Origin of the sequence: Citrobacter sp. Cpa228, assembly GCF_030333085.1 — a bacterium.
Classification (GTDB): Bacteria; Pseudomonadota; Gammaproteobacteria; order Enterobacterales; family Enterobacteriaceae; genus Citrobacter; species Citrobacter pasteurii.
On sequence record NZ_JAOWGQ010000055.1, the window covers coordinates 166,755 to 187,437 of the forward strand.

At 52.9% G+C, this 20,683-nt stretch carries 20 protein-coding genes and 1 pseudogene; 12 read left to right on the forward strand and 9 right to left on the reverse strand.

The genetic code is table 11. The annotated features are described in order from the left end of the window. Positions 1-71 precede the first annotated feature (71 nt). The 5 genes from cysP (at position 72) to cysM (ending at position 4,915) form a co-directional block, all read left to right on the forward strand. Positions 72-1,088, forward strand: a complete 1,017-nt coding sequence (gene cysP, locus OGX91_RS19335) for a thiosulfate/sulfate ABC transporter substrate-binding protein CysP (RefSeq protein ID WP_005121936.1) — start codon at positions 72-74, stop codon at positions 1,086-1,088. Then, positions 1,089-1,922: a sulfate/thiosulfate ABC transporter permease CysT gene (cysT, locus tag OGX91_RS19340; protein ID WP_003038061.1), complete on the forward strand. Its 834-nt coding sequence runs from the start codon at positions 1,089-1,091 to the stop codon at positions 1,920-1,922. It begins immediately after the preceding gene. Continuing rightward, a complete protein-coding gene (cysW, locus tag OGX91_RS19345; protein WP_005121938.1) occupies positions 1,922-2,797 on the forward strand; it encodes a sulfate/thiosulfate ABC transporter permease CysW in 876 nt (291 codons plus the stop codon). The genes cysT and cysW overlap by 1 nt, the downstream gene beginning before the upstream one ends. Next, a complete protein-coding gene (gene cysA / locus OGX91_RS19350) occupies positions 2,787-3,884 on the forward strand; it encodes a sulfate/thiosulfate ABC transporter ATP-binding protein CysA (RefSeq protein ID WP_005121940.1) in 1,098 nt (365 codons plus the stop codon). Before cysW ends, cysA begins: the two co-directional genes overlap by 11 nt. Positions 3,885-4,003: 119 nt before the next feature. Then, positions 4,004-4,915 carry a cysteine synthase CysM gene (cysM, locus tag OGX91_RS19355; RefSeq protein ID WP_040233513.1) on the forward strand — a complete coding sequence of 304 codons (912 nt, stop codon included), beginning with the start codon at positions 4,004-4,006 and terminating at the stop codon, positions 4,913-4,915. Positions 4,916-4,987: 72 nt separating this feature from the next. On the opposite strand, the gene OGX91_RS19360 is transcribed toward cysM, so the two are convergent. Together OGX91_RS19360 and ptsJ are read right to left on the reverse strand one after the other, a co-directional pair. Beyond that, a complete protein-coding gene (locus tag OGX91_RS19360) occupies positions 4,988-5,722 on the reverse strand; it encodes a type 1 glutamine amidotransferase (RefSeq protein WP_040233515.1) in 735 nt (244 codons plus the stop codon). 13 nt (positions 5,723-5,735) lie between these two features. After that, positions 5,736-7,028 (reverse strand): MocR-like B6 salvage transcription factor PtsJ, encoded by a 1,293-nt coding sequence (gene ptsJ, locus OGX91_RS19365; protein ID WP_286627210.1) that lies wholly within the window; start codon positions 7,026-7,028, stop codon positions 5,736-5,738. A gap of 82 nt (positions 7,029-7,110) precedes the next feature. Here ptsJ and pdxK point away from each other — a divergent pair, with 82 nt between their 5' ends. Together pdxK and OGX91_RS19375 are read left to right on the forward strand one after the other, a co-directional pair. Continuing rightward, positions 7,111-7,977 (forward strand): pyridoxine/pyridoxal/pyridoxamine kinase, encoded by an 867-nt coding sequence (gene pdxK, locus OGX91_RS19370; RefSeq protein ID WP_137378423.1) that lies wholly within the window; start codon positions 7,111-7,113, stop codon positions 7,975-7,977. Further along, a complete protein-coding gene (locus OGX91_RS19375; protein ID WP_005121950.1) occupies positions 7,974-8,213 on the forward strand; it encodes a hypothetical protein in 240 nt (79 codons plus the stop codon). Before pdxK ends, OGX91_RS19375 begins: the two co-directional genes overlap by 4 nt. A 134-nt stretch (positions 8,214-8,347) precedes the next feature. On the opposite strand, the gene crr is transcribed toward OGX91_RS19375, so the two are convergent. From crr to cysZ, 5 genes are all read right to left on the reverse strand, one after another. After that, a complete protein-coding gene (gene crr / locus OGX91_RS19380; RefSeq protein ID WP_000522253.1) occupies positions 8,348-8,857 on the reverse strand; it encodes a PTS glucose transporter subunit IIA in 510 nt (169 codons plus the stop codon). 40 nt (positions 8,858-8,897) lie between these two features. After that, positions 8,898-10,625 carry a phosphoenolpyruvate-protein phosphotransferase PtsI gene (gene ptsI, locus OGX91_RS19385; RefSeq protein WP_040231467.1) on the reverse strand — a complete coding sequence of 576 codons (1,728 nt, stop codon included), beginning with the start codon at positions 10,623-10,625 and terminating at the stop codon, positions 8,898-8,900. Positions 10,626-10,670: 45 nt separating this feature from the next. Continuing rightward, entirely contained in the window at positions 10,671-10,928 is a 258-nt protein-coding gene (gene ptsH / locus OGX91_RS19390; protein ID WP_002913505.1) for a phosphocarrier protein Hpr, read from the reverse strand. 383 nt (positions 10,929-11,311) lie between these two features. Continuing rightward, complete coding sequence (cysK, locus tag OGX91_RS19395; protein WP_005121957.1) at positions 11,312-12,283, reverse strand: cysteine synthase A; 972 nt, start codon at positions 12,281-12,283, stop codon at positions 11,312-11,314. A gap of 163 nt (positions 12,284-12,446) precedes the next feature. Further along, a complete protein-coding gene (cysZ, locus tag OGX91_RS19400; protein WP_086523404.1) occupies positions 12,447-13,208 on the reverse strand; it encodes a sulfate transporter CysZ in 762 nt (253 codons plus the stop codon). A gap of 230 nt (positions 13,209-13,438) precedes the next feature. On the opposite strand from cysZ, the gene zipA reads away from it, so the two are divergent. From zipA to OGX91_RS19415, 3 genes are all read left to right on the forward strand, one after another. Beyond that, on the forward strand, positions 13,439-14,449 hold the full coding sequence (gene zipA, locus OGX91_RS19405; protein ID WP_149692256.1) for a cell division protein ZipA: 1,011 nt from the start codon (positions 13,439-13,441) through the stop codon (positions 14,447-14,449). A 71-nt stretch (positions 14,450-14,520) separates the two neighbouring features. Next, positions 14,521-16,536: an NAD-dependent DNA ligase LigA gene (ligA, locus tag OGX91_RS19410; protein WP_286627211.1), complete on the forward strand. Its 2,016-nt coding sequence runs from the start codon at positions 14,521-14,523 to the stop codon at positions 16,534-16,536. A gap of 1 nt (position 16,537) precedes the next feature. Continuing rightward, positions 16,538-16,756, forward strand: a complete 219-nt coding sequence (locus OGX91_RS19415) for a DUF3820 family protein (protein ID WP_003038102.1) — start codon at positions 16,538-16,540, stop codon at positions 16,754-16,756. On the opposite strand, the gene OGX91_RS19420 is transcribed toward OGX91_RS19415, so the two are convergent. Further along, positions 16,753-17,754 (reverse strand): bile acid:sodium symporter family protein, encoded by a 1,002-nt coding sequence (locus OGX91_RS19420; RefSeq protein WP_005121286.1) that lies wholly within the window; start codon positions 17,752-17,754, stop codon positions 16,753-16,755. The genes OGX91_RS19415 and OGX91_RS19420 overlap by 4 nt on opposite strands. Positions 17,755-17,843: 89 nt before the next feature. Here OGX91_RS19420 and OGX91_RS19425 point away from each other — a divergent pair. Next, positions 17,844-18,769: pseudogene (locus OGX91_RS19425) on the forward strand (LysR family transcriptional regulator). A 21-nt stretch (positions 18,770-18,790) separates the two neighbouring features. Here OGX91_RS19425 and OGX91_RS19430 read toward each other — a convergent pair. Continuing rightward, positions 18,791-19,555 (reverse strand): nucleoside-specific channel-forming Tsx family protein, encoded by a 765-nt coding sequence (locus OGX91_RS19430; RefSeq protein WP_005121288.1) that lies wholly within the window; start codon positions 19,553-19,555, stop codon positions 18,791-18,793. A 256-nt stretch (positions 19,556-19,811) separates the two neighbouring features. On the opposite strand from OGX91_RS19430, the gene xapA reads away from it, so the two are divergent. After that, the gene (gene xapA, locus OGX91_RS19435; protein WP_199946834.1) at positions 19,812-20,645 is read left to right on the forward strand and encodes a xanthosine phosphorylase; all 834 of its coding nucleotides are present in this window, start codon (positions 19,812-19,814) and stop codon (positions 20,643-20,645) included. The last annotated feature ends 38 nt before the right edge of the window (positions 20,646-20,683 follow it).

Sequence of the window (20,683 nt, forward strand, 5' to 3'; positions counted from 1 at the left end):
CCGTTACTCCTTTAGTGCCGGTTATAAATATGATGGCCATAAGAAAGTCATTAAATTTATAAGGGTGCGCAATGGCCGTTAACTTACTGAAAAAAAGAACCCTGACGCTTGCTGCAATGTTGTTGCTGGTGGGTCAGGCGCAGGCAACGGAACTGCTGAACAGTTCATATGATGTTTCACGTGAGCTGTTTGCCGCCCTTAATCCGCCGTTTGAACAGCAATGGGCGAAGGATAACGGCGGTGACAAACTGACGATTAAACAATCTCATGCCGGGTCATCAAAACAGGCACTGGCGATTCTGCAAGGGCTGAAAGCCGATGTGGTGACCTATAACCAGGTCACCGATGTGCAGATCCTGCATGACAAAGGCAAGCTGATCCCGGCCGACTGGCAAAGTCGTCTGCCGAATAACAGCTCGCCGTTCTATTCCACCATGGGCTTCCTGGTGCGTAAGGGGAACCCGAAGAATATTCATGACTGGAATGACCTTGTGCGTTCTGATGTGAAACTGATTTTCCCGAACCCAAAAACCTCCGGTAACGCGCGCTATACCTATCTGGCGGCGTGGGGTGCTGCGGATAAAGCTGACGGTGGCGATAAAGCCAAAACTGAACAGTTCATGACCCAGTTTCTGAAAAACGTCGAAGTGTTTGATACCGGCGGCCGCGGTGCTACCACCACCTTTGCAGAGCGCGGCCTGGGCGATGTGCTGATCAGCTTCGAATCAGAAGTGAACAACATTCGCAAACAGTATGAAGCGCAGGGTTTTGAAGTGGTTATCCCGAAAACCAATATCCTCGCCGAATTCCCGGTAGCCTGGGTAGATAAAAACGTGCAGGCCAACGGGACTGAAAAAGCGGCTAAAGCGTATCTGAACTGGCTGTACAGCCCGCAGGCGCAAACCATCATTACCGATTTCTACTACCGCGTGAATAACCCGCAGGTGATGGACAAACAGCAAGATAAATTCCCGCAGACTGAATTGTTCCGCGTAGAAGACAAGTTCGGCTCCTGGCCTGAAGTGATGAAGACACACTTTGTCAGCGGTGGTGAGCTGGACAAGCTGTTGGCGGCGGGGCGCAAGTAAATGTTTGCTGTTTCTTCCCGACGCGTGTTGCCCGGCTTCACCTTAAGCCTGGGCACCAGCCTACTGTTTGTCTGCCTGATATTGCTGCTGCCGCTTAGCGCGCTGGTGATGCAACTGGCGCAAATGAGCTGGGCGCAATACTGGGATGTGATTACCAACCCGCAGGTGGTGGCGGCGTATAAAGTGACGCTGCTGTCGGCGTTTGTGGCATCGATTTTTAACGGCGTGTTTGGCCTGCTGATGGCGTGGATCTTAACCCGCTATCGTTTTCCGGGTCGGACGCTGCTGGATGCGCTGATGGATCTGCCATTCGCGCTGCCTACGGCGGTGGCGGGTCTGACGCTGGCGTCGCTGTTTTCGGTCAACGGTTTCTACGGCGAGTGGCTGGCGAAGCTGGATATTAAGGTGACTTACACCTGGCTCGGTATCGCGGTGGCGATGGCGTTTACCAGTATTCCGTTTGTGGTGCGAACTGTGCAGCCGGTGCTGGAAGAGTTAGGCCCGGAATATGAAGAAGCGGCGGAAACGCTCGGTGCCACGCGCTGGCAGAGCTTTCGTAAAGTGGTGTTACCGGAGCTGTCTCCCGCGCTGGTGGCGGGGGTTGCGCTTTCGTTTACCCGCAGCCTCGGTGAGTTTGGTGCCGTTATCTTTATCGCCGGAAATATCGCATGGAAAACGGAAGTGACCTCGTTGATGATTTTTGTTCGCTTGCAGGAGTTTGACTATCCGGCTGCCAGTGCGATTGCCTCTGTGATCCTCGGGGCGTCGCTGTTGCTGCTGTTTTCAATTAACACCCTGCAAAGTCGCTTTGGTCGACGCGTGGTAGGTCACTGATGGCAGAGATTACCCAATTGAAACGCTATGGCGCGCCCCGTATTAACTGGGGGAAATGGTTTCTGATCGGCACAGGCATGCTGGTGTCCGCGTTTATTTTGCTGGTGCCGATGATTTACATCTTCGTGCAGGCGTTCAGCAAGGGATTAATGCCGGTATTACAGAACCTGGCCGACCCGGACATGCTGCACGCTATCTGGTTAACGGTGCTGATTGCGCTGATTGCGGTGCCGGTGAATCTGGTGTTTGGCGTGATGCTGGCCTGGCTGGTGACCCGTTTTAACTTCCCTGGACGCCAGCTGTTGCTGACCTTACTGGATATTCCGTTTGCCGTCTCACCGGTGGTCGCCGGCCTGGTGTATCTGCTGTTTTACGGCTCTAACGGTCCGCTGGGTGGATGGCTGGATGAACACAATCTGCAAATTATGTTTGCCTGGCCGGGAATGGTGCTGGTCACGGTGTTCGTGACCTGCCCGTTTGTGGTGCGCGAACTGGTGCCGGTGATGTTGAGTCAGGGCAGTAACGAAGACGAAGCGGCGGTTCTGCTTGGCGCATCCGGCTGGCAGATGTTCCGCCGTGTGACGCTGCCGAATATTCGTTGGGCGTTGCTGTACGGCGTGGTGCTGACTAATGCCCGTGCGATTGGCGAATTTGGCGCGGTGTCGGTGGTTTCCGGCTCGATTCGCGGCGAAACCTTGTCTCTGCCGCTACAAATTGAATTACTGGAGCAAGACTACAACACGGTCGGCTCCTTTACCGCCGCGGCGCTGTTAACGCTGATGGCGATTATTACCCTGTTTTTGAAGAGCATGTTGCAATGGCGTCTGGAGAACCAGGAGAAACGCGCGCAGCAGGAGGAAAATCATGAGCATTGAGATTGCCAATATTAAGAAGTCTTTTGGTCGCACCCAGGTGCTGAACGATATCTCGCTGGATATTCCTTCAGGTCAGATGGTCGCGTTGCTGGGGCCATCTGGCTCGGGCAAAACCACGCTGCTGCGCATTATTGCCGGGCTGGAACATCAGTCCAGCGGGCATATTCGCTTTCATGGTACTGACGTCAGTCGCTTACATGCGCGTGATCGTAAAGTTGGCTTCGTATTTCAGCACTACGCGCTGTTTCGCCATATGACCGTTTTCGACAACATCGCCTTTGGCCTGACGGTGTTACCGCGTCGCGAGCGTCCAAATGCGGTGACCATCAAAGCGAAAGTCACCAAATTGCTGGAGATGGTGCAGCTTGCCCATCTGGCGGATCGCTTTCCGGCGCAACTTTCCGGTGGGCAAAAACAGCGCGTGGCGCTGGCACGAGCGTTAGCGGTGGAACCGCAGATCCTGCTGCTCGATGAGCCGTTTGGCGCGCTCGATGCTCAGGTGCGTAAAGAGCTGCGTCGCTGGCTGCGTCAACTGCATGAAGAGCTGAAGTTCACCAGCGTATTTGTTACCCACGATCAGGAAGAAGCGACAGAAGTCGCAGACCGCGTGGTGGTGATGAGCCAGGGCCATATCGAACAGGCCGATGCGCCCGATCAGGTATGGCGCGAACCGGCTACCCGCTTTGTGCTGGAGTTTATGGGTGAGGTTAACCGACTGCAAGGGACGATTCGCGGTGGACAATTCCACGTCGGCGCACACCGCTGGCCGCTGGGCTATACGCCAGGCTATCAGGGACCGGTGGATCTGTTCCTGCGTCCGTGGGAAGTGGACGTCAGCCGCCGTACCAGCCTGGATTCACCGCTGCCTGTTCAGGTACTGGAAGCCAGTCCGAAAGGTCACTACACCCAATTAGTTGTGCAGCCGCTGGGGTGGTATAACGAGCCGCTGACGGTGGTAATGCAGGGCGATAATCCCCCGAGTCGCGGTGAGCGCCTGTTTGTTGGGCTGCAAAATGCACGTCTGTATAACGGCGAACAGCGCATTGAAACGCGCGAAGCGGAGCTTGCTCTGGCGGAATCTGCCTGATAGGTTAATTTGCTGGTTTATCGCCCGGTGGCGCTATGCTTACCGGGCCTACCGCATATGCCGTGATTTTGTAGGCCGGGTAAGCGCAGCGCCACCCGGCTTTTTATTGGACAGCACTCATGAACACATTAGAACAAACGATTGGCAATACGCCTCTGGTGAAATTACAACGTCTGACGCCGGATAACGGTAGTGAAATTTGGGTCAAGCTGGAAGGCAATAATCCTGCGGGTTCGGTGAAAGACCGCGCCGCGCTGTCGATGATCGTCGAAGCGGAAAAGCGTGGAGAAATTCAGCCGGGTGATGTGCTGATCGAGGCAACCAGCGGCAACACCGGGATTGCGCTGGCGATGATCGCCGCGCTGAAAGGCTATCGCATGAAGCTGTTAATGCCGGACAACATGAGTCAGGAACGCCGTGCGGCGATGCGTGCCTACGGGGCTGAACTGGTTCTGGTGACCAAAGAGCAGGGGATGGAAGGAGCGCGTGATTTAGCTCTGGAAATGGCGCAACGCGGCGAAGGAAAACTTCTGGACCAGTTCAACAACCCGGATAACCCGTACGCGCATTACACCACAACCGGCCCGGAAATCTGGCAGCAGACGTCAGGCCGCGTTACCCATTTCGTTTCCAGTATGGGAACAACAGGCACCATTACCGGCGTGTCGCGTTTTCTGCGTGAACAGGAAAAATCGGTCACAATCGTGGGTCTGCAGCCGGAAGAGGGCAGCAGTATTCCGGGAATTCGCCGCTGGCCAGCGGAGTATATGCCAGGCATTTTTAACGCCTCGCTGGTGGATGAAGTGCTGGATATTCATCAGAACGATGCGGAAAATACGATGCGTGAGCTGGCCGTTCGTGAAGGCATTTTCTGCGGTGTCAGCTCTGGCGGCGCGGTGGCGGGGGCGTTACGCGTGGCACGTGCTACACCTGGAGCCGTGGTGGTGGCGATCATCTGCGATCGCGGCGATCGCTACCTTTCGACCGGCGTTTTTGGCGAGGAGCACTTTAACCAGGGCGCAGGGATCTAATTTGTTTGCCTGATAAGCGTAGCGCCATCAGGCAAACATACGACACGATCACCGGATAAGACGTTACGTGTTTTATCCGGCCTTCAATGATGAATCGTTACGGTTCTCTACCAGTTTATCCAGGAACTGCCACAGTTTTTCATTCATCTGCTGGTAATCCCATTCGCGCATTTCAGCGACAGAGCGGATAAAACGTTTTCCTTTGGCCTCTGCTAACTCTTGTTCTGAATGCTGAATCAGCCCCTCGATTGCTTCGGCGGTGAATTCCATATGACACTGAAAACCATAAACGAAATTACCGTATTGTACGATTTGTCGCGGGCAGCCCTCGCTGGCGGCAAGAATTGTCGCCTGATCGGTTAATCCCGGCATATCGTTGTGCCAGTGACCGACGGTAAGCGGTGAACCAAAATGGCTGAACAACGGATGCTGTTGGCCTGCTTCGGTCAGAGCGATCGGGTAGTGGCCAATCTCTTTTTCCGGGCTCTGGCATACTTTCGCACCCAGCGCTTCACCGATTAACTGCGACCCCAAACAGATCCCCACCACAATTTTGCGTGCTGAAATCGCCTGATTGATCAGGTGCTGTTCAGCCTGAGAGTCAAAATACGGGCACTCTGCCAGCGTGGTGCGTGGAGACTGCGGACCGCCAAAGACGACCAGCATATCGAAGCCATCGGCATTGGCGGGAACCGATTCTCCGGCGTAAACCTGTGACCAACTGATGGTATAGCCACGTTGTTCTGCCCACGGCAGATACGCGCCAGCAGATTCAAAAGACTCATGAATAACAAAATGAACTCGCACTTTTTCTCTCCTGTTAGCGCTTTTGCGCCTGATGAATATCAGCCGCCAGCTTATAAATATCGCTGTCGTTTAAGGTCGACAGCGTAATGCGCAGACCGTGCGATGGTGTATTCACACCAAACACCTCACCTTCGCGTACCAGCCAACCGGATTTTGCCAGGGCAAAAGCAAGTGATTGACTGTGGTGCGACAGAGGCAGCCACAGATTCAGACCATCAGCGACGGGCAGATCAATGCCATATCCTCTGAGAGCGGTGGTCAGTTTTTGCTGCTGTGTTGCGTAAAACTGCTGAGTCTGCACCAGCTTATGTTGATATTCTTCGTCGCTCAGGCAGGCGCAGGCTAAATCCTGAAGCAGATGGCTGACCCACTGACTGCCGGAGTTGAGTCGCAACCGCAGTTTTGCTGAAGTAACCGGATCGCTGGCAACGATGGCAAGGCGTAAGTCCGGGCCTAATGTTTTAGACATCGAACGGATGACGGCCCAGTGGGTGGTTTCTTTTGCTATCACCGGATACCAGCGGCAAGCGGACAGCAGCGCAAAGTGGTCGTCGACAATAACCAGCGTTTGCGGATAACGGGCCAGGATTTCCTGCAATTGCGCCGCGCGGGATGCGCTCAGGCTGCATCCCGTCGGGTTATGGGCGCGCGGCGTCATAATCACCGCCCGCGCACCTTTTTGTAGCGCAATTTCCAGCATCTCTGGCTGCATGCCTTCGTGGTCAACGTTGACAGGATTTGCTGAGAATCCGGCATACCGCAGCATATTAATGCTGCTTAAAAAACAGGGATCTTCAACGGCGACGCTATCGCCCGGTAGCAAATGGGCGCATAGTAGACGTTCAATGGCGTCAATAGCGCCGCTGGTGATATCGATTTCTCCCTTGCCTGGCATTGCGTCCTGCATCCATTGCGCGGCCCACGCTTTAAGACCGGGTGATACGGCGGCATCGCCGTATAAACGCGGATTCTTATTTATTTGCACGAAATAACGGCTGAGGTCTGGAAGACGCGAAGGCGCTGGATTACCGCCGGAAAGATCGACGAGCGCGGTATCCGGATTGCCACCTTCCAGCGCAACGGGGGCAGATATTTCTTTGATCACTGTGCCATTGCGTCCGAGGCTCTGCGCCAGTCCGGAGGTGACAAGGCGTTTATAAGCCGCCGCGACAGTATTACGGTTAACGTTCAATGCTGTTGCTAGTTCACGCACCGGCGGCAACGTTTCTCCTGCTGCCAACGTGCCTGTAGCGACATGTTGACGAATACTGTCAAAAATTTCGTTAGCGGTTTTTCCGTCGATCATTATTGACCTATGACAAAATGAATTTTAGCATATGACGATAATAGTGAGGCGATAGCCCGCTGTCCAGCGAGAGGAGAAGTTTATGCAGCAGGAGAGTGAAATACAGTCAGTGCTCTTCGACGACAAGCATCGGGCGTTACAAACCGATATCGTCGCCGTCCAGTCACAGGTGGTGTATGGCAGCGTAGGCAACAGTATCGCCGTCCCAGCCATCAAAGCGCAGGGATTACGCGTCACTGCGATCCCAACGGTACTGTTCAGCAATACACCGCATTATGAGACCTTTTATGGTGGTGTTATCCCGGCCGACTGGTTTAGCGGCTATCTTCGCGCCTTAAATGAACGCGATGCGTTACGTGAGTTAAAAGCGGTGACCACGGGGTATATGGGAAGTGCGGAACAAATCGCTCTGCTGGCACAGTGGCTGGAGACCGTTCGGGCTACCCACCCGGAACTGTGTATTCTGGTCGATCCGGTGATTGGCGATACGGACAGCGGCATGTACGTAAAGGCCGAAATACCGCAGGCGTATCGCAAGCATCTGCTACCGCTGGCACAGGGACTGACGCCAAACGTGTTTGAGCTGCAGATATTGAGCGGTAAACCTTGTCGCACGCTGGATGAAGCGATATCGGCAGCCAAATCGCTGCTCACCGATACGCTGAAATGGGTGGTAATCACCAGCGCACCGGGAGAAACCGAGGAGGTCATTCAGGTTGCCGTCGTGACAGCTGAAACGGTTGAGGTGCTAGCCCATCCGCGGGTGAAAACAGACCTGAAGGGGACCGGCGATCTGTTCTGCGCTGAACTGGTGAGCGGTATCGTGTTGGGAAAATCACTTACTGCTGCCACGCACGATGCTGCACAGCGCGTGCTGGAAGTGATGACGTGGACCAACCAGTGCGGTTGTGATGAGTTAATTCTGCCACCGGCAGGGGAGGCGCGATGAAGAGTTACCGGCTGGTGGTTCGCCAGAATGGGCGTATGGTTGGACATTTTGACACCAGCGGGACAACGGCGCTGGAAGATATCTGCGTGGCGCGAGCCATGTTTGGTATTGCAGGTGGTTACGACTGTGAGTTGTTGGTGGCGGATTCGGAACGGCGGATGCTGGAGAGCGGGCCGGAGGGCATGAAAATCCTGATGCGTGAGGCGTATTATCGACCGATGACCGCGCACATTTAATGGCGGATGGCGCTACGCTTATCCGGCCTACGATACGAGATTCTTTGTAGGCCGGATAAGCGTAGCGCCATCCGGCAAGGTATTGCCTGATTGCCGGATGGCGGCGTAAACGCCTTATCCGGCCTACGCAAGAATTACTTCTTGATGCGGATAACCGGGGTTTCACCCACGGTCACGCTACCGGACAGTTTGATCAGTTCTTTGATTTCGTCCATGTTGGAGATAACAACCGGAGTCAGGGTAGACTTGGCTTTTTCTTCCAGCAGCGGCAGATCGAATTCAATTACCGGGTCGCCCACTTTCACGCGCTGACCTTCTTCAGCGATACGCTTAAAGCCTTCGCCTTTTAGTTCAACGGTATCAATACCGAAGTGAACAAACAGCTCAATGCCGCTGTCGGATTCGATAGAGAAAGCGTGGTTGGTTTCAAAGATTTTGCCGATGGTGCCATCTACAGGGGCAACCATTTTGTTACCGGTTGGTTTGATAGCAATGCCATCACCAACGATCTTTTCAGCAAAAACTACATCCGGCACGTCTTCGATGTTGACGATCTCGCCAGAGAGCGGAGCAACAATCTCAATAGTTCCGGTGTCTTTCTTATCATCAGAAACCAGAGATTTCAGTTTATCGAACAAACCCATGATCTTCTCCTAAGCAGTAAATTGGGCCGCATCTCGTGGATTAGCAGATTGTTTTTTCTTCAATGAACTTGTTAACCAGCGTCATTAACTCGTCCGTTGTCGGTTGAGCAAGAGCCTGCTCTGCTAACACCTTCGCATCTTCGAAGTTCGTGTTACGGATAATCTTCTTAATGCGCGGGATAGAAATGGCGCTCATAGAGAATTCGTCCAGACCCATCCCCAGCAACAGAAGTGTAGCACGTTCGTCGCCTGCAAGCTCACCACACATGCCAGTCCATTTGCCTTCAGCATGAGAAGCATCAATAACTTGCTTGATCAGCGTCAGCACAGATGGCGACATTGGTTGGTAAAGGTGTGAAATCATATCATTACCACGGTCAACTGCCAGGGTGTACTGCGTTAAATCATTGGTGCCGATACTAAAGAAATCAACTTCTTTGGCTAAGTGACGCGCAATTGTTGCCGCAGCCGGTGTTTCCACCATCACGCCAATCTCAATGCTTTCGTCAAATGCTTTACCTTCGTCGCGCAGTTCCTGTTTGTAGATTTCGATCTCTTTGCGCAGTGCGCGCACTTCTTCAACAGAGATGATCATTGGGAACATGATGCGCAGTTTGCCGAAAGCAGAGGCACGCAGGATAGCGCGAACCTGGTCACGCAGGATCTCTTTACGATCCATGGCGATACGTACGGCACGCCAGCCCAGGAACGGGTTCTCTTCTTTCGGGAAGTTCATGTACGGCAGCTCTTTATCGCCGCCGATGTCCATGGTACGGACGATGACCGCCTGAGAGCCACAGGCTTCAGCCACGGCTTTATACGCAGCAAACTGTTCTTCTTCAGTCGGCAGCGATTCACGGTCCATGAACAGGAATTCGGTGCGATACAGACCTACGCCTTCAGCGCCATTACGCTCAGCGCCTTCAACGTCACGAACGGTACCGATGTTGGCACACACTTCAACCTGGTGACCGTCCAGCGTGATAGCCGGCAGATCTTTCAGCTTAGCGAGTTCCGCTTTCTCGGTAGCAACCTGCTCCTGAACGGTACGCAGTTGTTCGATAACGTCGTTAGTTGGGTTGACGTAAACCTGATTGTTTACGGCATCCAGAATCAGATAGTCGTCGTTTTTCACCTGAGAGGTGACGCTACCGGTACCGACGATGGCAGGCAGTTCCAAAGAACGCGCCATAATTGAGGTATGAGAGGTACGTCCACCTGCGTCAGTAATGAAACCCAGCACCTTTTCGAGGTTCAGCTGTGCGGTTTCTGACGGGGTCAAGTCAGCGGCAACCAGGATAACTTCTTCCTGGATAGCGCTCAGGTCGATAATTGCCAGACCCAGGATGTTACGCAGCAGGCGTTTACCGATGTCACGTACGTCAGCCGCACGTTCTTTCAGGTATTCATCATCCAGCTCTTCCAGGGCTGTGGCCTGACCTTCGATAATCTCATGTGCAGCTGCGTCAGCCGTCATGTGCTTATCTTTAATCAGGGCTATGATTTCCTGCTCCAGCTCCTCATCTTCGAGCAGCATGATATGCCCTTCAAAGATGGCTTCTTTTTCTTCACCGAATGTTTCACCAGCTTTGGTTTTGATCGCTTCCAGTTGCGCAGATGCCTTGGCACGACCGCTCAGAAAACGTTCAACTTCCTGATCAACCTTGTCGGCAGAAATTTTTTTCCGGTCAATGACGATTTCGTCTTCTTTCAGCAGCAGTGCCTTGCCGAAAGCGATACCCGGGGATGCTAAAATGCCTGAAATCATAACCCTACCTTACTTGTGACTGATATTTAAAAGAACTCGTTGAACTTACTCGAGTTCAGCCATCAGTTTAACCAGATGCTCAACTGCTTTCTGCTCGTCTTCGCCTTCTGCGGAAAGGGTAACAACGGTGCCCTGAGTCAGGCCCAGAGTCTGCAGCTTAAACAGGCTTTTTGCGCTAGCGCTTTTGCCGTTGGAAGTCACAGTGATTTCAGATGTAAAGCCTTTTGCTTCTTTAACAAATTGAGCAGCAGGGCGAGTATGCAGACCGTTCGGAGCGGTAATGGTAACTTCTTGCTGGAACATTATATTTCCCCAACTTATAGGTTTAGTGTTGTGGAACTAAAGTCTAGCCTGGCGGTTCAACTTTAGCCTGTATTGTTAGCGCCGACGTAAACAGGACGCGACACAAAAGGAGTTCGGTGCAATCCGTTGCTGGCAACTTCTTGCCGCTGACGTTTCGTTCGTCATTAAACATTATGCCGCGAAAGGAAGAGTTGAACCAAATCATAAAATCGATTCAGCTAGCGCTTTTCCTGTAACGATTAATTTCGCGCATCAAAATAATTAGTTTGGTTAAATACCAGTTCCGGCGGGTTGAATCAATGCCAGGTGGATTGAAACTTTGAAGCAGGCCACAAAAAAGCACCCAAAAGGGTGCTTTTTTACGCGTTTTTAACATGCTGGCATTACTGTTGCAGTTCTTTCTCAGTGAAGAGATCGGCAAACAGTGCTGTGCTCAGATAACGCTCACCCGATGACGGTAGAATAACCACTATATTCTTATTGGTAAAGGATTCATCTTCCTGGAGCTTAAGCGCGGCAGCAACCGCAGCACCTGAAGAGATACCTGCCAGAATACCTTCTTCTTCCATCAGGCGGCGCGCCGTGGAAATCGCTTCATCATTGGTGATGGCAACCACTTTATCGATAAGCTTCAGGTCAAGGTTACCAGGAATGAAGCCTGCGCCAATGCCCTGAATTTTGTGCGGACCCGGTTTCAGCTCTTCGCCCGCCAGCGCCTGGGCTATAACCGGAGAATCTGTCGGCTCAACGGCAACGGTGATGAGGTCCGTTTTGCCCTTGGTTCCTTTAATGTAGCGAGTCACCCCGGTCAGCGTACCGCCGGTACCTACGCCTGAGATAAACACATCAACCTGACCATCGGTATCTTCCCAGATTTCCGGGCCGGTGGTTTTCTCGTGGATTTCCGGGTTAGCCGGGTTGCTGAACTGCTGCAGCAGCAGGAATTTTTCTGGGTCGCTGGCAACAATCTCTTCTGCCTTTTGAATCGCGCCCTTCATGCCTTTCGCGCCTTCGGTCAGCACCAGGTTTGCACCCAATGCCTTCAGCAACTTGCGGCGCTCAATGCTCATGGTTTCAGGCATCGTCAGGGTGAGTTTGTAACCACGGGCGGCAGCAACGTAGGCCAGCGCGATCCCGGTGTTACCGCTGGTCGGTTCGACCAACTCAACGCCCGGCTTCAGTACACCACGTTTTTCGGCATCCCAAATCATATTGGCACCGATACGGCATTTGACGCTGAAGCTCGGGTTACGTGACTCCACCTTCGCCAGAATGCGTCCGTTACCGATACGGTTCAGTCGAACCAGCGGCGTATGACCGATAGTCAGCGAGTTGTCTTCAAAAATCTTACTCATGGCCTGTCCTTAACTGTATGAAATTGGGATACCGCTTCAGCATACCTGTTGAGAAAGTATGGGGAAGTAAGGATTTAGCATATCTATATTCAGAAAGGAAATATTCGACGTCAGTATGGAATAAGGGACGGCATAAGCCCCCCCTGTTTTACACATTTTTGCATTACTTCCATAACGCGTGTTTAGCACGGTAGCAGTCTACCCACATCGCCGTGGCACCACAAACCGCGACTGGCATGATGAACAGATTGAGCACCGGGATCATCGTAAACAGACTGGTTAGCGCACCGAACTGCATGTTGGTGACTTTGCGTGTGCGCAGGGCGATACGCATCTCTTTAAAGGGCACTTTGTGGTTGTCGAACGGATAATCACAATATTGAATAGCCAGCATCCACGCGCTGAACAGGAACCACAGTACAGGTGCGACGGTCTGCCCCACGCCGGGGATAAAATAGAGGAGCAGTAACACAAAGGCGCGCGGGAGATACCACGCCAGCTTTTGCCATTCGCGCTTCATAATACGCGGCACGTCTTTCATGATGCCAAGAACGCCAGTGTCAGGCGGCGTCGCGCCTGTCAGGCGGGCTTCGAGTTGTTCTGCCAATAAGCCGTTAAACGGTGCGGCAATCCAGTTGGCGATGGTAGAGAACAGGTAGCCAAACACCAGTAGCACGGAGATCGTGACAATCGGCCAGAGCAAATAGCTAAGCCACTGTAGCCAGTTCGGGACGTGGCTCATCAGCGCGGGGATCCAACTGTCAAGTTGCGTAAACAGCCACCAGAATGCGCCGCCCATCAGCAGAATATTCACCAGTAAAGGCAGGATAACAAAGCGACGAATTCCCGGTTGAGTGATGAGTTTCCATCCCTGAGAAAAGTAGTAAAAACCGCTGCGAGGTACAACTGCAGATGATGAAACCATGGTCAGGACATACTCCTTGTTATATAAGCTCTGGTAAACTTTGCGTATCTTACCGGGTTGTTGAGCGTTAAGCTGTTCGGAAATGTTCGAAAAAACAGCAAAAAGCACAATTTTGTTCATCTTTATGCTGTGAAAGCCAAGAGTACACTTGCACTTGGCGTAATCGACAAATACTCTTAGTGAGTAAATGTTTGCCGTGGTGGCAAGGTGTTAGAACAACAGAGAATATAATGATGCAGGATTTGCGTCTGATATTAATCATTGTTGGCGCGATCGCCATAATCGCTTTACTGGTACATGGTTTTTGGACTAGCCGTAAAGAGCGGTCTTCTATATTCCGCGATCGCCCACTGAAACGCATGAAGTCTAAACGTGATGACGAGGACTCCTACGACGACAACGTCGAGGAAGACGAAGGCGTGGGCGAAGTCCGCGTGCATCGTGTGAATCATGCTCCCGGTAACGTGCAGGAACATGGTGTTCCTCCTCAGTCGCCGCAACACCAGTACCAGCCGCCTTATGCGTCTGCTCAGCCGCGTCAACACGCGCAGCAGCCTGCACAAGCGCCGGTACCGCCGCATGTTCAGCAGCCGCAGCAGCCCGTACAACCGCAGCAGCCAGTGCAACATCAGCCTGTTCAGCAGCAACCTGCGCAGCAGCCGATGCAACATCAGCCCGTCGCCCCGCAGGTTCAGCAGCCCGTGCAGCAAGCACCGCAATCTGCGCCACAGACCTTCCAGCCCGCAGAGCCTGCCGTTGAACATCAACCGCAGCCTGAACCGGTTGTTGAAGAAGCGCCCGTTGCTGAAAAACCGCAGCGTAAAGAAGCGGTCATCATTATGAACGTTGCGGCGCATCATGGCAGCGAGCTCAACGGTGAAGTGTTGCTCAACAGCATTCAGCAGGCTGGTTTTAAATTTGGCGATATGAACATTTTCCATCGTCATCTCAGCCCGGATGGTAGTGGCCCGTCGCTGTTCAGTCTTGCCAATATGGTTAACCCAGGGACGTTTGACCCTGAGATGACCGGCGATTTCAGCACGCCGGGCGTCACTATCTTTATGCAGGTTCCGTCCTATGGCGACGAGTTGCAAAACTTCAAGCTGATGCTGCAGTCCGCACAGCACATTGCCGATGAAGTGGGCGGTGTGGTGCTCGACGATCAACGTCGTATGATGACGCCGCAGAAACTGCGCGAGTATCAGGACCGCATCCGCGAAGTTAAAGAATCTCACGCCTGATTTTCCTCTGGCGTGACCTCTCCTTTCTGAACCCCCGCCTGTCGGGGGTTTTTTATCATTGATGGTGTGATATGCAATCTATAGAACAACAACTGAATGAACTGCGAGCGACGCTTCGCCATCATGAATATCTGTATCATGTTTTAGATGCCCCGGAACTGCCGGACGCGGAGTATGACCGCCTGATGCGTGAACTGCGTGAACTGGAAGTGCAGCATCCTGAACTTGTCACGCCCGATTCACCCACCCAGCGCGTAGGTGCCGAGCCGCTGGCGGCGTTCAGCCAGATTCGCCATGAAGTGCCGATGCTGTCGTTGGACAACGTTTTTGACGAAGAGAGCTTCCTTGCTTTTAACAAGCGCGTTCAGGACAGACTGAAGAGCACGGATAAACTGACCTGGTGCTGCGAGCTTAAGCTGGACGGCCTGGCGGTCAGTATCCTGTATGAAAACGGTATGTTCGTCAGCGCCGCGACGCGCGGTGACGGCACCACCGGCGAAGACATCACTTCGAACGTCCGCACTATTCGTGCCATTCCGCTGAAGCTGCGCGGAGATAATATTCCGGCTCGCCTGGAAGTGCGCGGCGAAGTGTTTATGCCACAGGCCGGGTTTGAAAAAATCAACGAAGAAGCACGCCGCACTGGCAACAAAGTGTTTGCTAACCCGCGTAACGCGGCGGCCGGGTCACTGCGTCAGCTCGATCCACGTATTACAGCGAAGCGACCGCTTACTTTCTTCTGCTATGGCGTCGGCGTACTGGAAGGCGGCGAGTTGCCTGATACCCATCTGGGTCGCCTGCTGCAATTTAAAGCGTGGGGGCTGCCGGTGAGCGACAGAGTGGCGCTTTGCGACTCTCCGGAGGAAGTACTTGCTTACTATCATAAGGTTGAAGAAGACCGACCGACGCTGGGATTCGATATTGACGGCGTGGTTGTCAAAGTCAACTCCATGGCGCTGCAGGAGCAACTGGGCTTTGTTGCCCGCGCACCGCGCTGGGCGGTAGCCTTTAAGTTCCCGGCGCAGGAACAGATGACTTTTGTTCGTGACGTTGAGTTTCAGGTCGGTCGTACCGGCGCGATTACGCCCGTCGCCCGCCTCGAGCCGGTGCAGGTGGCTGGCGTGCTTGTTAGTAACGCAACGCTGCATAACGCTGACGAAATCGAGCGGCTGGGTTTGCGGATTGGCGACAAAGTCGTTATTCGCCGTGCGGGTGATGTCATCCCGCAGGTGGTGAACGTCGTGCTTTCTGAACGCCCGGAAGAGACGCGTGAAATCGTCTTCCCGGCCCATTGTCCGGTATGTGGTTCTGACGTTGAACGCGTGGAAGGCGAAGCCGTTACTCGCTGCACTGGCGGTTTAATCTGTGGTGCGCAGCGTAAAGAGTCGCTCAAACACTTCGTTTCCCGTCGTGCGCTGGACGTTGACGGCATGGGCGACAAAATTATCGATCAACTGGTCGAGAAAGAGTACGTGCACACACCAGCGGATCTGTTCACGTTGACTGCAGGTAAGCTGACCGGCCTTGAGCGAATGGGGCCGAAGTCGGCGCAAAACGTAGTGAATGCGCTAGAAAAAGCGAAAGAGACCACGTTTGCCCGTTTCCTCTACGCGCTGGGTATTCGTGAAGTCGGCGAAGCGACGGCTGCAGGTCTGGCTGCATACTTCGGTACGCTGGATGCGCTGGAAGCGGCTTCCATTGAAGAGCTGCAAAAAGTACCGGATGTGGGCATTGTAGTGGCCACTCACGTGTTTAACTTCTTTGCCGAAGAGAGCAACCGCGAGGTGATCGTTCAGTTACTGGCGCAGGGTATTCACTGGCCAGCGCCGGTGGTTATCAACGCTGAAGAAATCGACAGCCCGTTTGCCGGTAAAACGATTGTGCTGACCGGTAGCCTGAGTCTGATGTCGCGCGATGATGCCAAAGCGCGTCTGATCGAGCTGGGTGCGAAAGTGGCGGGGAGCGTGTCGAAGAAAACCGATCTGGTGATTGCGGGGGAAGCGGCGGGCTCTAAACTGGCAAAAGCGCAGGAGTTGGGCATTGCCGTGATCGACGAAGCTGAAATGATCCGCTTGCTGGGTGCTTGAGATGGAAAAAGAGCAGCTGGTTGAAATCGCCAATACCGTGATGCCTTTTGGAAAATATAAGGGGCGTCGGCTGATTGACGTGCCGGAAGAGTATCTGCTGTGGTTTGCCCGTAAAGATGAATTTCCACCGGGCAAACTGGGTGAGCTAATGCAAATCACGCTGCTGATTAAAACCGAGGGGCTGACACAGTTGGTACAGCCCCTGAAACGCCCGCTTTAAGCCTTCGCGGCGCGGGTATTCTGCTGCGCCGCCTGTAATGCGTCCGTCTGGCGCTTATAACGACGCGCCAGAACCGCACAGACCATCAGCTGAATTTGATGGAAGATCATCAACGGCAGCACCATCATACCAATCACCGAAGTCGGGAACAGAATATTGGCCATGGGGATCCCGTTCGCCAGGCTCTTTTTCGACCCACAGAAGACAATGGTAATTTCATCGGCTGTGTTGAAGCCGCATTTGCGCGCAACAAAGACGTTGATACCAATTACGATGGCCAGTAATACAAGGCTCACAATCACAATAAACAGCAGTGAACCGACCCCAACTTTGTGCCAGATCCCGTTCACGACCGCCTCACTGAAAGCGGAGTAAACCACCAGCAGAATGGATGACTGGTCCGTTTTGGCGATCCATTTTTTATGGCGCGATACCCAGTCGCCAATCCATGGACGTGAAAGATGCCCGAGTACGAACGGCAGCAGCAGTTGCAGCATGATTTTCCCTACCTGCTCCAGGCTGCCCTCTGCACCATGCATATTCATCACCAGTCCGACCAACAGCGGCGAGAGGAAAATACCCAACAGGCTGGAGGCCGAAGCGGAGCACACGGCGGCGGCAACGTTACCGCCCGCCAGTGACGTAAAGGCAATTGCCGATTGCACCGTGGCAGGCAAAATGCACAGGTACAAGAAACCCGTGTAGAGCATCGGATCAACGTTGACCGGTGCCCACCAGGCAAACAGGACGCCCAGCACGGGGAAGACCACAAAGGTGCTGCACATGACCCACAGATGTAAACGCCAGTGGCTACCGCCGGCAATAATTGCCTCACGCGAGAGCTTTGCGCCGTGCATAAAAAAGAGCAGCGCAATAGCGGCGGTGGTTAGTCCTTCAAAGAAAGGAACAAAGCCGCCCTCGGCCGGGAAAAATGACGCCAGCAAAACGACGGTAATCAGCGTAATCGTGAACGGATCAAGGATACGAAAAAGTTTCATAAAAGCTCCTGAAATTCGGTACTCACATTTTGCGTTTTTCCATTTGAGAAATAAAATTGATTTATTGCATCTATATATGAATCGAATCGATGAATTATTCTTTGCGCCAATTACGCATCTTTGTCACCGTCGCTCAGGCCAAAAGTTTTAGCCGGGCGGGGGATATCATCGGCTTAAGCCAGTCGGCGGTTAGTCATAGTGTAAAAGAGCTGGAAGGGCAGACGGGGTCCGGTTACTGGATCGTACAACGCGCGAGGTGGTACTGACGGAAGCCGGACAGCAACTGGCGGCACGGCTGGAACGCATTCTGGATGAACTGCACGGTACGCTGCGTGAAGCCGGTCAGGTTGGTACGCAGTTAACCGGTACGGTGCGTGTGGCTGCCAGCCAGACGATTTCCGCGCATCTCATTCCGCAGTGTATTGCGCAGAGCAACCAGCTTTATCCGGCAATCGATTTTGTCCTGCACGACAGGCCACAACAATGGGTACTGGAGAGTATTCGTCAGGGAGAGGTGGATTTTGGCATTGTGATTGACCCGGGAGCCGTGACCGATCTGCAGTGTGAAGCGGTGCTATCGGAGCCGTTTTTGTTGTTGTGTCGTCAGGATCACCCGCTCGCTCATCGGGAATGGATTAACTGGCAGGATCTGCAGCATGAGCGCCTGGTTTTGCAGGATTATGCCTCCGGTAGCCGACCGCTGATCGATGCAGCGTTGGCCCATTTTTCCATTGATGCCAATATTGTTCAGGAGATTGGTCATCCCGCCACGCTGTTCCCGATGGTTGAAGCGGGGATTGGCATCAGCGTGTTACCCGCACTGGCGCTCCCCTTACCGCAGGGTAGCCACTTGCAGGTTAAGCGCCTGACGCCGGTTGTGGAACGACAACTGATGCTGGCTCGACGTAAGAACCGCTCTTTATCAACCGCTGCTCAGGCGCTGTGGGACGTGGTGCGCATGCAGGCCAGTGAATTAACCGCTGGTCGTGCCCGCGATCCGTTGTATCAAATCTAACTATCTGGCTGATGTAATGCGTTAAAACAGGTATTTGATGGAGTAAATAATACCGTCCTGCAAGAAGGATTCCCCCAGTTTATTATCGGCGTAGCGGTATTGAATGCCGGCGGTCAGATGCGGGGTGGCGTTCCACCAGAATGCGACCGCGCCATTAATGCCGTCTTTACCACCATTACCTGCGGCGTAGGTTGCATCGCGATCAAATTCGTACTCATTCCAGTTCGTCACACTGAATTTCTCACTGCCCAGCAAGAAGCTATATCCAGCCACCCAACCCATCACATAACCGTTATCCCCTGTGTAATAGGTCTGGTCGGTATAGCGCTTGGCAAAGAAGGGTTTAAACCAGTAGCCGTTACCTGTGAAGTTATAGCCCAAACCATAGAGAAACATATCATCATGAAAGTTAGCGCGATTCGGTGAGCCGTAAGTTCCGTAGGCATGGAGATAGAGGTTTAGCCCCGTATCCCCCAGATAGATACGGTTGGTATTTTTGAAGGTGTAGCGTTGTTCGCTACCGGGTTTTGCGTGACGAGCATTGTAGAAATTCTCCCAGTCGAAGAATCCGTACATTTCCCCCCAGCTAAAGTTTGCACCGCCTTCAAGTTCCAGATAACCAAAATCATCTTTGTGTGATTTTTTACTGGTTTTTTCTGTAGTCTCTGAGGTCCAGTCGAGGTAATGCAGGCCAATATCGGCGAATCCGCCTTTAAATTCCGCATGGGATAGTGCGGGAATAATGAGTAAAGAAGAGAGTGCCAGAGTGAGAAGCTGTTTTTTCATCGCATATTTTCCTATGCCGATTTTTATTAATGGTTTAACGAACAAGTGAGTAATTTATAAGAATAAAATCGGCATATTGTTAATGCGGAAAACAAACAACCACCAATACTGTTTTGTCCGGGTATTAATACAGGATGGATCTAAATCCACCGATATCGAATGACTATTGATAAGGTACGAAAAGTGTATTGGTCAGCATGGTGTGAACGTCGTTATAAAAAGGAGTCAAATTTAACCTGATAGAAAAAGGATATTTATGCCTCACGCTCTCTTTTCTCATAATCCTGAGTATTGTGTTGATATTATTCGCGCGTACAAACCGGGTTTTACCCCTCGGGTGGCGTTTATTTTAGGTTCCGGGCTTGGTGCGCTGGCGGAGCAAATTGAGAATGCGGTCGCCATTTCCTATGAAAAACTACCTGGCTTTCCTGTCAGCACCGTCCACGGACACGCAGGAGAGCTGGTGCTCGGTCATCTGGCCGGTGTGCCTGTTGCCTGCATGAAAGGTCGTGGTCATTTCTATGAAGGCCGGGGTATGACCATCATGACCGACGCGATTCGTACTTTAAAATTGCTGGGTTGTGAAGTGCTGTTCTGCACCAATGCGGCGGGGTCTTTGCGTCCAGAAGTCGGTCCGGGGAGTCTGGTGGCGTTACACGATCATATCAACACCATGCCAGGTACGCCGATGGTAGGTGCGAATGATGATCGTTTTGGCGAGCGATTCTTTTCGCTGGCGAATGCCTATGATGCTGACTATCGTGCAATCCTGCAAACCGTTGCCGCAGAAGAAGGTTTCCCGCTGAGCGAAGGCGTATTTGTCTCTTATCCGGGGCCAAATTTTGAAACGGCGGCAGAAATTCGCATGATGCAGATTATTGGTGGCGACGTGGTAGGGATGTCCGTTGTGCCGGAAGTGATAACTGCTCGTCATTGCGGTCTTAAAGTCGTTGCCGTATCCGCGATTACCAACCTGGCGGAAGGACTGGGCGATGTAAAACTCTCCCATGCGCAAACGCTGGCTGCGGCGGAACTTTCGCGACAGAACTTTATCAATCTTATTTGCGGCTTTCTGCGCAAAATTGCCTGATAAAAACAACATAAAAGACCTCGGAGATGAGGTCTATT

Coding starts and splice junctions, on each gene's coding strand:
- cysP (WP_005121936.1), top strand. CDS start 72: ATGGCCGTTAACTTACTGAAAAAAAGAACCCTGACGCTTGCTGCAATG.
- cysT (WP_003038061.1), top strand. CDS start 1,089: ATGTTTGCTGTTTCTTCCCGACGCGTGTTGCCCGGCTTCACCTTAAGC.
- cysW (WP_005121938.1), top strand. CDS start 1,922: ATGGCAGAGATTACCCAATTGAAACGCTATGGCGCGCCCCGTATTAAC.
- cysA (WP_005121940.1), top strand. CDS start 2,787: ATGAGCATTGAGATTGCCAATATTAAGAAGTCTTTTGGTCGCACCCAG.
- cysM (WP_040233513.1), top strand. CDS start 4,004: ATGAACACATTAGAACAAACGATTGGCAATACGCCTCTGGTGAAATTA.
- ptsJ (WP_286627210.1), bottom strand. CDS start 7,028: ATGATCGACGGAAAAACCGCTAACGAAATTTTTGACAGTATTCGTCAA.
- pdxK (WP_137378423.1), top strand. CDS start 7,111: ATGCAGCAGGAGAGTGAAATACAGTCAGTGCTCTTCGACGACAAGCAT.
- OGX91_RS19375 (WP_005121950.1), top strand. CDS start 7,974: ATGAAGAGTTACCGGCTGGTGGTTCGCCAGAATGGGCGTATGGTTGGA.
- crr (WP_000522253.1), bottom strand. CDS start 8,857: ATGGGTTTGTTCGATAAACTGAAATCTCTGGTTTCTGATGATAAGAAA.
- ptsI (WP_040231467.1), bottom strand. CDS start 10,625: ATGATTTCAGGCATTTTAGCATCCCCGGGTATCGCTTTCGGCAAGGCA.
- ptsH (WP_002913505.1), bottom strand. CDS start 10,928: ATGTTCCAGCAAGAAGTTACCATTACCGCTCCGAACGGTCTGCATACT.
- cysK (WP_005121957.1), bottom strand. CDS start 12,283: ATGAGTAAGATTTTTGAAGACAACTCGCTGACTATCGGTCATACGCCG.
- cysZ (WP_086523404.1), bottom strand. CDS start 13,208: ATGGTTTCATCATCTGCAGTTGTACCTCGCAGCGGTTTTTACTACTTT.
- zipA (WP_149692256.1), top strand. CDS start 13,439: ATGATGCAGGATTTGCGTCTGATATTAATCATTGTTGGCGCGATCGCC.
- ligA (WP_286627211.1), top strand. CDS start 14,521: ATGCAATCTATAGAACAACAACTGAATGAACTGCGAGCGACGCTTCGC.
- OGX91_RS19415 (WP_003038102.1), top strand. CDS start 16,538: ATGGAAAAAGAGCAGCTGGTTGAAATCGCCAATACCGTGATGCCTTTT.
- OGX91_RS19420 (WP_005121286.1), bottom strand. CDS start 17,754: ATGAAACTTTTTCGTATCCTTGATCCGTTCACGATTACGCTGATTACC.
- OGX91_RS19430 (WP_005121288.1), bottom strand. CDS start 19,555: ATGAAAAAACAGCTTCTCACTCTGGCACTCTCTTCTTTACTCATTATT.
- xapA (WP_199946834.1), top strand. CDS start 19,812: ATGCCTCACGCTCTCTTTTCTCATAATCCTGAGTATTGTGTTGATATT.